At 72.7% G+C, this 13,985-nt stretch carries 12 protein-coding genes; 3 read left to right on the forward strand and 9 right to left on the reverse strand.

Translation table 11 applies throughout. The features are described from left to right. Window positions 1-56 precede the first annotated feature (56 nt). The 6 genes from hflX to miaA all read right to left on the reverse strand — a co-directional run bounded on the left by hflX (window position 57) and on the right by miaA (window position 8,078). On the reverse strand, window positions 57-1,544 hold the full coding sequence (hflX, locus tag FHS38_RS29300; RefSeq protein ID WP_184738638.1) for a GTPase HflX: 1,488 nt from the start codon (window positions 1,542-1,544) through the stop codon (window positions 57-59). Window positions 1,545-1,680: 136 nt separating this feature from the next. After that, entirely contained in the window at window positions 1,681-3,159 is a 1,479-nt protein-coding gene (locus FHS38_RS29305) for a M1 family metallopeptidase (RefSeq protein WP_184738640.1), read from the reverse strand. A 134-nt stretch (window positions 3,160-3,293) separates the two neighbouring features. After that, window positions 3,294-5,432: a RelA/SpoT family protein gene (locus FHS38_RS29310; protein ID WP_184738642.1), complete on the reverse strand. Its 2,139-nt coding sequence runs from the start codon at window positions 5,430-5,432 to the stop codon at window positions 3,294-3,296. 178 nt (window positions 5,433-5,610) lie between these two features. Continuing rightward, window positions 5,611-6,501: a diaminopimelate epimerase gene (dapF, locus tag FHS38_RS29315; protein ID WP_184738644.1), complete on the reverse strand. Its 891-nt coding sequence runs from the start codon at window positions 6,499-6,501 to the stop codon at window positions 5,611-5,613. Window positions 6,502-6,583: 82 nt separating this feature from the next. Then, window positions 6,584-7,033: a hypothetical protein gene (locus FHS38_RS29320; RefSeq protein WP_184738720.1), complete on the reverse strand. Its 450-nt coding sequence runs from the start codon at window positions 7,031-7,033 to the stop codon at window positions 6,584-6,586. A 106-nt stretch (window positions 7,034-7,139) separates the two neighbouring features. Then, window positions 7,140-8,078 carry a tRNA (adenosine(37)-N6)-dimethylallyltransferase MiaA gene (gene miaA, locus FHS38_RS29325; protein WP_184738646.1) on the reverse strand — a complete coding sequence of 313 codons (939 nt, stop codon included), beginning with the start codon at window positions 8,076-8,078 and terminating at the stop codon, window positions 7,140-7,142. A gap of 183 nt (window positions 8,079-8,261) precedes the next feature. Here miaA and FHS38_RS29330 point away from each other — a divergent pair, with 183 nt between their 5' ends. Then, window positions 8,262-8,495 carry a gliding motility protein gene (locus FHS38_RS29330; protein ID WP_130881833.1) on the forward strand — a complete coding sequence of 78 codons (234 nt, stop codon included), beginning with the start codon at window positions 8,262-8,264 and terminating at the stop codon, window positions 8,493-8,495. Window positions 8,496-8,525: 30 nt separating this feature from the next. Beyond that, entirely contained in the window at window positions 8,526-8,771 is a 246-nt protein-coding gene (locus tag FHS38_RS29335; protein WP_184738648.1) for an antitoxin, read from the forward strand. A gap of 261 nt (window positions 8,772-9,032) precedes the next feature. On the opposite strand, the gene FHS38_RS29340 is transcribed toward FHS38_RS29335, so the two are convergent. Beyond that, window positions 9,033-9,737, reverse strand: coding sequence for a class III extradiol dioxygenase subunit B-like domain-containing protein (locus tag FHS38_RS29340; protein ID WP_184738649.1), 705 nt, complete (start codon window positions 9,735-9,737; stop codon window positions 9,033-9,035). 114 nt (window positions 9,738-9,851) lie between these two features. Then, window positions 9,852-11,339, reverse strand: coding sequence for a tRNA (N6-isopentenyl adenosine(37)-C2)-methylthiotransferase MiaB (miaB, locus tag FHS38_RS29345; protein WP_184738651.1), 1,488 nt, complete (start codon window positions 11,337-11,339; stop codon window positions 9,852-9,854). Window positions 11,340-11,494: 155 nt separating this feature from the next. On the opposite strand from miaB, the gene FHS38_RS29350 reads away from it, so the two are divergent. After that, complete coding sequence (locus FHS38_RS29350; protein WP_184738653.1) at window positions 11,495-12,493, forward strand: TAXI family TRAP transporter solute-binding subunit; 999 nt, start codon at window positions 11,495-11,497, stop codon at window positions 12,491-12,493. Window positions 12,494-12,526: 33 nt separating this feature from the next. Here FHS38_RS29350 and FHS38_RS29355 read toward each other — a convergent pair whose 3' ends face one another. Next, the gene (locus FHS38_RS29355; RefSeq protein ID WP_184738655.1) at window positions 12,527-13,975 is read right to left on the reverse strand and encodes a sensor histidine kinase; all 1,449 of its coding nucleotides are present in this window, start codon (window positions 13,973-13,975) and stop codon (window positions 12,527-12,529) included. Window positions 13,976-13,985: the final 10 nt, after the last annotated feature.

Genomic DNA, 13,985 nt, shown 5'->3' on the forward strand with positions numbered 1-13,985 from the left:
CGCCCCCGACGTCGTCGGGGGCGGGCCTTCGTTTCGCCTGCGGGAGCGGCCTCGCGTCAGCCGCGCGCGGCCGGCACGAACCGCTGGAGTTCGGCGGCGAGCTCCTCGTGCACGCGCGCCTTGAGGAGGGTGCCCTCCGGGGTGTGCTCCTCGGAGATCACCTCGCCGTCGGCGTGGGCCCGCGCGACCAGGGAACCGTGCGTGTACGGCACGAGCGCCTCGATCTCGACGGCGGGCCGCGGCAGCTCGACGTCGATCAGCGCGAGCAGCTCCTCGATGCCCTCGCCGGTCCGCGCGGACACGGCGATCGAGTGCTTCTCGACCCGCAGCAGCCGCTGGAGGACCAGCGGATCGGCGGCATCGGCCTTGTTGATCACCACGATCTCGGGCACGTCGACGGCGCCCACCTCGCGGATCACCTCGCGCACGGCGGCCAGCTGCTCCTCCGGCGCCGGGTGCGCGCCGTCCACCACGTGCAGGATCAGGTCGGAGTCCCCGACCTCCTCCATGGTGGAGCGGAACGCCTCGACGAGGTGGTGCGGCAGGTGCCGGACGAACCCGACGGTGTCGGCGAGGGTGTAGAGCCGCCCGCTGGGCGTCTCGGCCCGGCGCACGGTCGGGTCCAGGGTGGCGAACAGGGAGTTCTCCACCAGGACACCCGCACCGGTGAGCCGGTTGAGCAGCGAGGACTTGCCCGCGTTGGTGTATCCGGCGATGGCGACCGAGGGGACCTTGTTGCGCCGGCGTTCCTGGCGCTTGATGTCCCGGCCGGTCTTCATCTCCGCGATCTCCCGGCGCATCTTCGCCATCTTCTCGCGAATGCGGCGCCGGTCGGTCTCGATCTTGGTCTCACCGGGGCCGCGGGTGGCCATGCCGCCACCGCCGCCGCCACCCATCTGCCGGGACAGCGAGGCACCCCAGCCGCGCAGGCGCGGGAGCATGTACTGCATCTGCGCGAGAGCGACCTGCGCCTTGCCCTCTCGGGACTTGGCGTGCTGGGCGAAGATGTCCAGGATGAGGGCGGTCCGGTCGACCACCTTCACCTTGACGACGTCCTCGAGGGCGATGAGCTGGCCGGGGCTGAGCTCGCCGTCACAGACAACGGTGTCGGCGCCGCTCTCCAGGACGATGTCGCGCAGCTCCCGCGCCTTGCCGGAACCGATGAAGGTGGCCGGGTCCGGCTTGTCACGGCGCTGGACGACACCGTCGAGGACGAGGGCACCCGCGGTCTCCGCGAGCGCGGCCAGCTCCGCGAGGGAGTTGTCCGCGTCCTGGGCCGTGCCGGACGTCCAGACGCCGACCAGCACCACACGCTCCAGGCGCAGCTGCCGGTACTCGACCTCGGTGACGTCCTCCAGCTCGGTGGAGAGACCCGCCACCCGGCGCAGTGCCGCGCGCTCGGAGCGGTCGTACTGATCGCCGTCGCGCTCCCCGTCGATCTCGTGGCTCCAGGCGACGTCCTCTTCCATCAGGGCGTCGGCCCGAAGGCTCTCCGGGAGGCTCTGCCGGTCCTGGTCCTGCGGAAGGGAAGAAGAGGAGGTCATTTGATCCTTACGTCGTTGGGAAGTGCGGGCCCCGATGCGTGGGGCCGCACCGTCGACAACGCTGGGGAGGCCCCGGGGATTCCCGGGGCCGGCCGCCTCGCCGACCCGTTGATGGTCCCATGCCGCCGCCGGAGCGTCACTCGGGTTTCTTGGCGGTCTTCCAGGTGGGGTGGCCCGGCATGGGCGGCGTCTTGGCCTCGTACAGCCAGGCGTGCAGGAACGGCTTCAGGTCCTGGCCGGAGATCTTCGAGGCGAGGGCGATGAAGTCGGCTGTGGTCGCGGTGGCGTCCCGGTGGCCCGCGACCCACTCGCGCTCCAGGCGGTCGAAGGCGGTCGCGCCGATCTTCTGCCGGAGGGCGTAGAGCACGAGGGCGGAGCCGTCGTAGACGACGGGCCGGAAGATGCTGATCTTCTTGCCCGGGACCGGGGCCTTGATCGCGGCGGGCGGGCCGCCGTCGGCGCGCCAGGCGTCGGATTGCTCGTACGCGAGGCGCATGCGGTCGACGAGGGGCTTGTCGGACTTCTCCTGGGCGTACAGCGCCTCGTACCAGGTGGCATGGCCCTCGTTCAGCCAGAGGTCGGACCAGGTGCGGGGGCTGACGCTGTTGCCGAACCAATGGTGTGCCAGCTCGTGCACCATGACCGCCTCGACGTACCAGGCGGGGAACGCGGCGTTCGTGAACAGCCCGCGCTCGAAGAGGGAGAGGGTCTGCGTCTCCAGCTCGAATCCGGTCGACGCGTCGGCGATCAGCACGCCGTAGTTCTCGAAGGGGTACCTGCCGACCTTCTTCTCCATCCAGGCGAGGTGGCCCGGCGTCCTCGCCGTCCACTTCTCCAGCTTCTGCCGGTCGGCGGTGGGCACCACGTCTCGGACGGGCAGGCCGTGCGGGCCGGTGCGGGTCAGCACGGAGGAGCGGCCGATGGAGACCTGGGCGAGCTCGGTGGCCATGGGGTGGCCGGTCCGGTAGGTCCAGGAGGTGACCGCTCCCCCGGCTCTGCGCGCGGTGGGCAGCCCGTTGGCGACCACGGTCAGGTCCTTGGGCGCGGTGACGTGGAAGGTGAAGCGGGCCTTGTCGGAGGGGTGGTCGCTGCCGGGGAACACCCGGTGGCCCGCGTCGGCCTGGTTGGCCATGACCAGCCCGTCGCCGGTGCGGACCCAGCCGCCGTCCCCGCTGCCGCGCGGGTCACTGGTGTGGCGGACGGTGACGGTGAAGCCACCGCCGCTCGGCAGGGCGACCCGCGGGGTGACGACCAGGTCTTCCTTGACGGTCGCGAAGTCGGCCTGCAGGCCGTTGACCTCGACCGAGCCGACCGTGCCGTGGGTGAAGTCCAGGTTGAGGCTGTCCAGATCCGTGGTGGCCTCGGCCTCGATGACCGTGACGGCGTCGAGCGGCTTGTCGTTGCCGTGGTAGTCGAAGCTGATGTCGTAGGCGGTGACGTCGAAGCCGGGGTTGCCGAGGTCGGGGAAGAGCCGGTCGCCGATGCCCCGCGCGATGGGGGACGGCGGCGGGGCGGCGGCCCCGATGAGGAGGGCCGCGACGGCGGCGGTCAGGGCGGCGCGGCGGCGTACGGACCGCCGGGGCTTCGGGGGACGTGCCCCGGGTGTGTGCGGCATGCGTCCACCGCTATCAGCGCGGAAGTCACCGCGAGTGGCGCCACGACGCTTTCCCACCCGTACGAGCGGCCCGAAGGGCCGTACGGAGCGTCACCCCCTGCCGACGGATCCCCCGGTCGGCCCATGCCGGCTCGTCACAGGGGCGCGGCCGCCACCGGCCGGCCCGCCCGCTCGACGTCGTAGACGCCCGGGACCCGCCGCATCGCGCGCATCAGCTCGGGCAGCCGCGCGGCGTCGGACAGCTGGAGCGTGTACGTATGGCGCACGCGCTGCTCGTGGGGCGGCTCGACGGCGGCCGAGATCACCGCCGCGCCCTCCGCGGCGATGGCTTCGGTCAGATCGGCGAGCAGATGCGGCCTGCTGAAGGACTCGGCGCGCAGGGTGACGCGGTAGTCGCGGGCGCCCTCGCCGTCCGTGGCCCGCCACTGCACGCCGACCGGGTCGCGTCCGGAGGTGACCATGCGGTCGACCGCGGGGCACTGGGCGCGGTGCACGGTCACCGCGCCGCCGCGCACGGCGAAGCCGGTGACCTCGTCGGGCGGCACGGGCGTACAGCAGCCGGCGAGCCGCACACTCGCGGCTGCCAGATGGGCCTGCTCGGCGACGACGACGGGCCCGGCGGGGGCCGGCCCCGCGGCCTTGGCGGCGGGCCGGGGCGGGCCCGGGGCGGGCGGCGCGGGCGGGGCCGTGGGCGACGCACCGGGTTCGGGCGTCGGGTGGTTGGCCAGCCAGCGGCCGATGGCGATCCGCGCGGCCGGCGTGCGGGCGTGATCCAGCCACTCCGGGGACGGCCCGGAGACGGTGTCGGGGGACATCAGCAGTTGGAGTGTGTCGCCGTCGCGCAGGACCGTGCTGAGCGTCGCCAGCCGGCCGTTGACGCGCGCGCCGAGACAGCCGTGCGCACCGTCGCCGTGCTGGGCGTAGGCCGCGTCGACACAGCTCGCGCCCGCCGGGAGGCCGATCGTGCCGCCGTCGGCACGGAAGACGGTGACCTCCCGGTCCTGGGCCAGCTCGTCACGGAGCGAGGTCCAGAAGGTGTCGGGGTCGGGTGTGGCGCGCTGCCACTCCAAGAGCCTGGAGAGCCAACCGGGGCGGGTGGGGTCGACGCGCTCGCCGTCCGGGGCGTCGGGGGTCTCCGGGCCGGTGTAGGGATTCCCGAGGGCGATCACACCGGCCTCGGCGACCCGGTGCATCTGGTGGGTGCGGATGAGGACTTCGGCGGCCTGGCCGTCCTCGCCCGCGACGGCGGTGTGCAGTGACTGGTAGAGGTTGAACTTCGGTACGGCGATGAAGTCCTTGAACTCCGAGATGAACGGGGTGAAGCACGTGTGCAGCTCGCCCAGGACCGCGTAGCAGTCCGCGTCCTCCGTGACGAGGACGAGCAGCCGGCCGAGATCCGAGCCGGACGGCTCGCCGCGCTTGAGCCGGACCCGGTGCACGGAGACGAAGTGCCGGGGCCGGACGAGGACTTCGGCGGCGATGCCCGCTTCCCGCAGCACCGAGCGCACCCGGACCGCGGTCGCCTGCAGGGGGTCGGTGCGGGTGGCGTGGGCGAGGACGAGGTCACGGGTGCGGGCGTACTCCTCGGGGTGGAGGATCGCGAAGACCAGGTCCTCCAGCTCGGTCTTGAGGGCCTGCACGCCGAGCCGCTCGGCCAGCGGGATCAGCACATCGCGGGTGACCTTGGCGATGCGGACCTGTTTCTCGGGGCGCATCACGCCGAGGGTGCGCATGTTGTGCAGCCGGTCGGCGAGCTTGATGGACATCACCCGGACGTCGTTGCCGGTGGCCACGAGCATCTTGCGGAAGGTCTCGGGCTCGGCCGCGGCGCCGTAGTCGACCTTCTCCAGTTTGGTGACGCCGTCGACGAGGAAGCGGACCTCCTCGCCGAACTGCTCGCGCACCTGATCGAGGGTCACCTCGGTGTCCTCGACGGTGTCGTGGAGGAGGGAGGCCGTCAAGGTCGTCGTCTCGGCGCCCAGTTCGGCGAGGATCAGAGTGACGGCGAGGGGGTGCGTGATGTACGGCTCGCCGCTCTTGCGCGTCTGCCCGCGGTGGGAGGACTCCGCGAGCACATAGGCCCGGCGCAGGATGTCGAGATCCGCGCCGGGGTGGTGCGCCCGATGGACCTTGGCGACGTGATCGATGGCGTCGGGGAGGCGCCCTCGCGCCCCGGAACCGCGGAGCGCCGCGCGCCCCAGCCGTCTCAGGTCGATACGGGGGCGGCCGCGCCTGCGGCCGAGAGCACCTTCATTCGTGGCGTCTGCGCTCATGGGCACCTCCGGCGGCATCGACCGGCGGTCGGCTCACGCCTCCAGACCGGTGCTTGATGCTACCGAGCCCATCACGCACCGCTCACCCGCTCTCGCCCAGAGTGAAACGGATCACCCATTCGAGCGAGCCCCCGTCCGAAAGTCCCCGCGAACGGGCACGGGGTGCGCGGCGGCGCTCTCAGCCGACGGCCGTCTCCAGCCAGGACGGGTCGAACGAGCCCTCCGCGACGATCACGGCGGGGCCGGTCTTCTCGACCGTGCCGTCGGGGTTCTCGCTGATCACCAGTCGGCCGCCGGGGACGTCCACGGTGTAGGTGACGGGGTGGCCGAGGAGGGCGGGGTCGGCTCCGTCGCGGCGGGCGGCGGCGACCATCACGGCGCAGGCGCCCGTGCCGCAGGAGCGGGTCTCGCCGGAGCCGCGCTCGTGGACGCGCATCGCGACGTGGTTCGGGCCGCGGTCGACGACGAACTCGACGTTGGTGCCGTCCGGGTACGCGGAGGCGGGGCTGACGAGGGGGGCCGTGAACAGGTTCCCGGCGTCGGCGAGGTCGTCGACGAAGGAGATGGCGTGCGGATTACCCATGTTGACGTTGCGGGCGGGCCAGTCGCGCTCGCCCACGGTGACCGTGATCCCGCCTTCCGGGAGCAGCGCCCGGCCCATGCCGACGGTGATGTCCCCAGGGGTGCCGTCGGGGCCGTCCTTGGCGATGTGGGCGCGGCGGATGCCCGCGCGGGTGGCGATCGCGAGGTCGCCCTCCTCCGCGAGGCCGACCCGCTGGAGGTAGCGCGCGAAGACGCGGACGCCGTTGCCGCACATCTCGGCGACGCTGCCGTCGCCGTTGCGGTAGTCCATGAACCACTCGGCCTCGTCGGCCATCGCGCGCGCCTCGGGGTGCGCCGCGGACCGTACGACCCGCAGCACGCCGTCCGCGCCGATGCCGGCCCGCCGGTCGCACATCCGGGCGACGGCGGCCGGGGACAACTCGAGCCGGCCGTCGTGGTCGGGGATGATCACGAAGTCGTTCTCGGTGCCGTGGCCCTTGAGGAAGGCGATCTGCGCTGTGCTCACGCTTCGATGGTACGGGGCACCGGTGACAGCGGCCCCGACCAGGGGTGGCCCCACAGGAGGGCAAGGGGCGGGGCGGTCCCCGCTACCGCAGGCGCGCCACGCGCCAGACGGCGAGGACGACCAGGAGGGCGACCACGGCTGTGTAGAGGGCCACGTACCGCCAGTCCGGGCGGCGTCCGGAGCCCCGCTGCGGCAGGCCGGGCCAGGTGTAGCCCACGCGACGGGCCGCCATCACGCCCCAGCCCGCGGCGCAGCAGCTGATGAGCAGGCCGAGCATGGCGACGACCGGGCCGCCGTCGCCGAATTCGAAGGCGAGCGGGAAGGCGAACATCAGCGAACCGACGGCTGCGAGCACGACGATCGGTGCGAGCTGCCAGACGCGCAGCCTGCGCGGCGGGCGCAGCTCCCGGAAGGACGCGGGCACGGTGCTGTCGGGCGCGGTGTCCTCGGTGTCCTCGGGGCCGTCCGGAGTCAGCGCCTCCGGCTCACCGGGCGGCGGCTGCTGCGGTCTGTCGCGAGGACCGGCCTCCATCGCCACGCGCCCTCCCAACTCGGACTTCACGGCTCGATCGAGCTCGATGATGGCACGCTCGCACGGTCATGAATGGCGTGCGGAGCGTCCCGATGCCATCACGTGATCAGGCTGTGACCGCCCGTTCGACCAACCCCAGCGCTTGCCCGGTGAGTTCCGCCCGTCGGTCGGCCGCGCCGCTGAGCCAGTGCACGCGCGCGTCCCGCCGGAACCACGAGTCCTGACGCCGGGCGAACCGCTTGGTGGCGCGGACGGTCTCGGTCCGCGCCTCCTCCTCGGTGCACTCCCCCGCCAGGAAGGCGAGCACCTGCTGGTAGCCGAGCGCGCGGGGCGCCGTGAGCCCCTCGCGCAGTCCCTCGCGCTCCAGCGCGCGCACCTCGTCGACGAGCCCGGCCTCCCACATGCGGTCCACGCGCAGGGTGATCCGCTCGTCCAGCTCGGGGCGCTCGACGTCGACCCCGATCTGGAGGGCGTCGTACACGGGCTTCTCGCCGGGCAGGTTGGCGGTGAAGGGCTTGCCGGTGAGTTCGATGACCTCCAGGGCACGCACGATGCGCCGGCCGTTGCCGGGCAGGATCGCCCGGGCGGCGGCCGGGTCGGCGGCGGCGAGCCTGGTGTGCAGGGCGCCGGGGCCGTGCTCCGCCAGCTCCGCCTCCAGCCGGGCGCGTACGGCGGGGTCCGTGCCGGGGAAGTCGAGGGCGTCGATGGTGCCCTTGATGTAGAGCCCGGAGCCGCCGACGAGCACCGGGGTGCGGCCCTCGGCGAGCAGCCGGTCGATCTCGGCGCGGGCCAGCCGCTGGTACTCGGCGACGCTCGCGGCCTCCCGCACGTCCCAGATGTCGAGCAGGTGGTGCGGCACCCCCTGGCGTTCCTCCATCGTCAGCTTGGCGGTGCCGATGTCCATGCCGCGGTAGAGCTGCATGGAGTCGGCGTTGACGACTTCGCCGCCCAGGTGCTGGGCGAGGGCGACGCCGAGATCGGACTTGCCGGCGGCCGTGGGTCCGACGACGGCGATGACCCGCGGTGCGGGAACTGCGTTTTTCACTGCACCAGTCTCGCAAACCTTGGGCTCGCCCCTCGAACGAGCGACGTGACGCGACGCGGCCGGGTTCGTTGCCTGTTGCGAGGTTCCGACGGCCGGTTCACGGGTCGGTGCCCGGAAGCGGCGCAATGGGACGCTCCGGGCGACGCGGGATTTCGCTCACACCAGTAAGGTAATGGAGTAGATATGGGCGTGTTTTCAAGGTTTCGCCGTAAGGCGTCCGAAGCGTCAACCGAAGAGGCCGCGGCTGCCACTCTGACGGCGGAATCGACGGACGCCGAGGAGACGGCCGAGGCGAAGGCGGAGGAGTCCGCCGAGGCCGGCGCGGAGGACGAGGCGGCCGAGGGAGTCGAGATCCCCAAGCAGCAGTCCGCGGAGAAGGCTGCCGACAGCGAGGCCGGTGAGGGCGCCCGTAAGTAGCGTATCGACGAGGAAAATCAGGGAGTGCCCGTGAGCCTGTTCGACAATCTCATAGCCAAGCTCGGCCCGGTGAAGGGCAAGGTCGGTGATCTCGCGCAGCAGCACGGGGACAAGATCGGGCCGGTGCTGGAGAAGGCCGCGCAGGTGGTCGACTCGCAGACCAAGGGCAAGTACAGCAGCCAGATCCGGACCGGCACGGCCAAGGCGAAGGACGCCCTCGGCCGGCTCTCCGAGAAGGACGCCAAGGGCGGCGGTACGGGCTCGGCGGCCTCCTGACACCTCGTCGGCGACCGGCCGCGGAGCGTATCGCTCCGCGGCCGTCGCCATGCGGCCCGGGCGCCGGGGCCACCGGCGGAGCCAGGGCCTCTCCGGCGGATCTTCGTGAATCCGTGAATCGGCGAGCGGCACGTGCGCTCGCACGGCGGAGGACCGCCCTCGTACCGGGCGCATGCGGGCGACTTCCGACAACGCGGGCCACCGCCCGGAGGTACCTCCGGTGCCAGGCGCCGGGAGCCCGCGAAGACCCACCGGACGGTTCTAGGACCAGGACGCCACGAAGTACCCCACGCCGTAGGGCGCGTCGTCGTAGAGCAGCTGCCCGGCCAGTCCGGCGCCCTCGGCCGCGCCCGCGAGCACCTGCCAGGGGGCGCGGCCGGCGGCCTTCAGTTCCCGGGCCAGCTCCGGGTCGAGCGCGGCGAGCGCCGTGGTGTCGGCGGAGCTGAGCGCCCGAGCCGCCCCCGCGTCGAACGCGGCGGCCCGATCGTCGAGATAGCCCGGTGCCTTGAGGGTGCGGCAGGCACTGCCGTCGCCCATCGCGAGGACCGCGACCCGCTCGGCCCCCGCGGCCAGCTCCCGGCCGGTCTCCAGGCACCGCGCGGCGTCCAGCGGCTCGTCCACGCCCAGGCCCTCCACCGGCGCGGTGGACCAGCTCGTGCGTCCCAGCAGCCAGGCGGCCACGGCGAGGGCCTGCGGCAGTTCCCGCTCTCCCGTGGGCTCGCCCGGGCCGAGGCGTACGTCGACGTCGACGCCGAAGCTGCGGAACGATCCCGCCGCGCCGTGCGGGTACGGGCCGGGGGCCGCGGCGGGGCCGACGACGACGAGCCGGTCGGGGCGGGCGGCGGCGAGTACGGCCACGGCGTCCAGGCACGCGGCCCGCAAGGCGTCCAGTTCGGGTGCGGCCCCGGCGGCGACCTCCGGGACGAGCAACGGCGGACAGGGGCAGACGGCGGCGGCGACAAGCATGATCCGCAGCCTAGTGGGGCGACGGGCGCGGGTCGCGGCGGGCACTCGGCACACCCGGGAGGTCATCCGCCCCGGACGGCGCGGGGAGCGGCCGGAGCCGCCCCCGGGCCGCCGTCAGACGATGCTGCAGCCGCCCGTCGGCGCGGGCAGCGGAGCCGGGGCACCGATGCCCGGCAGGCCCAGCATGACGCCCGCCTTCTCGGCCGGAGCGGCGGTGCGCTTCTCCCACGCGTCGCCCGCGCGCGTGCGGCGCACGCCCGTGGTGGGGCCTTCGGCCAGCAGGTGGTGCGGTGCGGCGTAGGTGATCTCGACGGTCACGACGTCGCCCGGGCGCACCGGCTGCTCGGGCTTGGTGAAGTGCACGAGGCGGTTGTCGGGGGCGCGGCCGGAGAGGCGGTGCGTGGCGCCGTCCTTGCGGCCCTCGCCCTCGGCGACCATGACATCGAGGGTGCGGCCGACCTGCTTCTTGTTCTCGCTCCAGGAGATCTCCTCCTGGAGGGCGACGAGGCGTTCGTAGCGCGCCTGGACGACCTCCTTGGGGATCTGTCCCTCCATGTCGGCCGCCGGCGTGCCGGGGCGCTTGGAGTACTGGAACGTGAAGGCGTTCGCGAAGCGGGCCTCGCGCACGACGTGCATGGTCTGCTCGAAGTCCTCCTCGGTCTCGCCGGGGAAGCCCACGATGATGTCGGTGGAGATCGCGGCGTCCGGCATCGCGGCCCGGACCTTCTCGATGATCCCGAGGAAGCGCTCCTGCCGGTACGAGCGGCGCATCGCCTTGAGCACGGTGTCCGAACCGGACTGGAGCGGCATGTGCAGCTGCGGCATCACGTTCGGCGTCTCGGCCATGGCGGCGATGACGTCGTCGGTGAAGTCACGCGGGTGCGGGGAGGTGAAGCGGACGCGCTCCAGGCCCTCGATCCCGCCGCAGGCGCGCAGCAGCTTGGAGAACGCCTCGCGGTCACCGAGGTCCGAGCCGTACGCGTTCACGTTCTGGCCGAGCAGGGTGATCTCGGAGACGCCCTCGGAGACCAGCGTCTCGACCTCGGCGAGGATGTCGCCGGGCCGGCGGTCCTCCTCCTTGCCGCGCAGCGCCGGGACGATGCAGAAGGTGCAGGTGTTGTTGCAGCCCACGGAGATGGAGACCCAGGCGGCGTACGCGGACTCGCGGCGGGTCGGCAGCGTGGAGGGGAACGCCTCCAGCGACTCGGCGATCTCGACCTGCGCCTCTTCCTGGATGCGGGCGCGCTCCAGCAGGACGGGCAGCTTGCCGATGTTGTGCGTGCCGAAGACGACGTCGACCCACGGGGCCCGCTTGACGATGGTGTCGCGGTCCTTCTGGGCGAGGCAGCCGCCGACGGCGATCTGCATGCCGGGCCGCTTCGTCTTCATGGGGGCCAGCCGGCCGAGGTTGCCGTACAGCTTGTTGTCGGCGTTCTCCCGCACCGCGCAGGTGTTGAAGACGACGACGTCGGCATCGCCCTCCGCGGTCCCCTCGGGCGCGCGGACATAGCCCGCGTCCTCCAGCAGGCCGGACAGCCGCTCGGAGTCATGGACGTTCATCTGGCACCCGTAGGTGCGCACCTCGTATGTCTTCGCACTCATCTCAATCGACCAGGGTACGTGGTCGCTCGGACAACCCGCCCCCTCCCCGCGCGGTCCGGGCCGGGGCCGGGCGGGGAGCGGGGGCCGTGATGGTCCCCGATGGTCACGGTTTGGGGCCTGGTCCGTATCCACGCGGACTGGCAGTATCCGCACCCATGGCTCCCCGACTCCCGCACGTCGACCGGTGCCGTGCCCTGCGAGCGGGCGCGGTGGCCGCCGTCGTGCTCGCACTCCTGGCCTGGTGGCTGTGGCCGTTCGGCGGCGAGACCTCGCCGAGGGGACGGATGTCGTTCGCGACCGGGGTGCCGACCGGGGTGTACGCGAAGTACGGCGCTCTCCTCCAGGAGGATCTGGCCCGCGACCTGCCCGAGCTGGAGGTGCGGCTCAGGGAGAGCCAGGGGTCCTTGGACAATCTGCGGCAGCTCACGACCGGCAGGGCCGACTTCACCCTGGCCACCGCGGACTCGGTCGCGACCTACCGCGCCTCGGGGCGGGAGGGGGCGCGCTCACTGCGCGCCTGCGCCCGGCTGTACGACGACTACATGCAGCTGGTGGTGGAGAAGGACTCGAAGGTGGGGTCCGCGCGGGACCTCAAGGGCAAGCGGGTCGGCGTGGGCACGGACGAGTCGGGGGTGCAGCTGATCACCCGGCGGCTGCTGCGGGCCGCGGGGGTCGACTTCGACAAGGACATCACCCCGGTGCGGGTGGGCATCGACCAGATGCCGGGCCTGCTGGAGAAGGGCGACATCGACGCCTTCTTCTGGTCCGGCGGGCTGCCCACCAACGCCGTGCAGACCCTGGGGAGGCGGATGCAGATCCGTCTGGTGCAGCTCGGTGACCTGATAGCGCCGCTGCACGCCCTCGGCGGGAACACGCGCTACTACAGGGCGGCCGTCATGCCCGCGGACGCCTACCCGGAGCTGCGGGCCACGCAGGCCGTGAAGACGATCGCCGTCGCGAACCTCCTGGTCACCATGGACCACGCCGACCCCGAACTCACGGAGCGGATCACCCGCTCGGTGATACACAGCCGCGACCGGATCGGCGTCAAGGTCCACGCGGCGCAGAAGGTGGACCTGCGGACGGCGGTCTTCACCGATCCGCTGCCGCTGCACGCGGGCGCGCGGCGCTATTACATGTCGGTCAAGCCGTGAGGCGACCCGCAGGTCGCGCCCTGAGCGGGCCCCTCAGGCCCTGACGCGGCCGCCCGGCTGTCCCTTGCGGCCTCCGGTGTCGCCGGCGCCGTCGCGCGGCACCGCGATCGTCGCCCGCAGTCCGTTGGGCTCGTTCGGCGCGTACGAGAGGGTGGCGCCGCCCGCCGCGAGGAGGGCGCGGCTGATGGACAGGCCGAGGCCGGAGCCGGAGACGTTCTGGTGGCGGTTGCTGCGCCAGAAGCGGTCACCGATCCGGTTGAGCTCGTCCTCGGTGAGTCCCGGACCGCCGTCGGCGACCGTGATGCAGATGCTGTCGCCGCCGACCTCGACGGTGACCTCCACGCGCGCGTGTGCGGGCGTGAACTTCAGCGCGTTGTCCACCACCGCGTCGAGCGCGCTGGAGAGCGCGATCGGATCGGCCCAGCCGGTGACGGCGACCGGGCCGCTGTAGGTCAGGGTGACCTGCTCCCGGTCGGCGACCGGGGACCAGGAGCCCACCCGGTCGGTGACGATCTCGGCTATGTCGGTCAGCTGGAGGTCGCTCTCGGCGTGCTCGGCCAGGGCCAGGTCCAGGAGGTCGTCGAGGACCCGGGCGAGCCGCTTGCCCTCGGTGCGCACCGAGGCGATCTCCTCGTGGCCGTCGGGGAGGTCCAGGGCGAGCAGCTCGATGCGCAGCAGCAGGGCGGCGAGCGGGTTGCGCAGTTGGTGCGAGGCGTCGGCGACGAAGGCGCGCTGCTGTTCCAGGACTTCCTCGACGTTGTCGGCCATCTCGTTGAACGAGCGGGCCAGGCGGCGTAGTTCGGGTGGCCCGCTGGACACCGCGACGCGGGAGTTCAGTGCTCCGGTGGCGATGCCGTGCGCGGCCACGTCGAGCGTCCGCACGGGCCGCAGCACCCAGCCGGTGAGGCGGAAGGCGGCCCCCACGGCCAGTAACATCGCCGCGGTCTCGCCCGCCGCGAGCAGCAGCCAGGAGTGCAGGATGCGGGAGCGCAGTTTCCCCGTGGGCGATTCGGTGACGACGACCGCGACGACGTCACCGTCGCGGATGACGGGCGAGGCGACGGCGAGCCGGCCGCCCCGCCAGGGCAGGACCTGACCGGGGTCGTGGCTGCGGCGCCCGGCGAGCGCCTCCTGGAACGCCTGCCGGCCCTCCCCCTCGGGTGGTACGGACCATCCCGCGGGGGCGACGGCCATGGCCCGCCCGTCGCGGTAGAAGACGCCTACGCGTATGTCGTACAGATCCTCGTAGCGGGCGAGTTCGGACCGCAGGGTCGTCAGCCGCTCGTCCGCCTCACCCGCGGGCCCGAACTGCCGGGTGGTGACGAACTGGGCGAGAGCGGCGAACCGGGCGGTGTCGTCGATCCGGTCGACCACCACCCGCTGCTGCTGAACCGCGGCGATGCCCGCCCCGAGCGGGAAGCCCAGGGCCAGCAGGACGCCCGCCATGAGGACGATGAGCAGCGGGAGGAGTCGGGTGCGCACGAGCTCATAC

The sequence above is a fragment of the Streptomyces netropsis genome (genome assembly GCF_014203545.1).
GTDB lineage: Bacteria > Actinomycetota > Actinomycetes > Streptomycetales > Streptomycetaceae > Streptomyces > Streptomyces netropsis.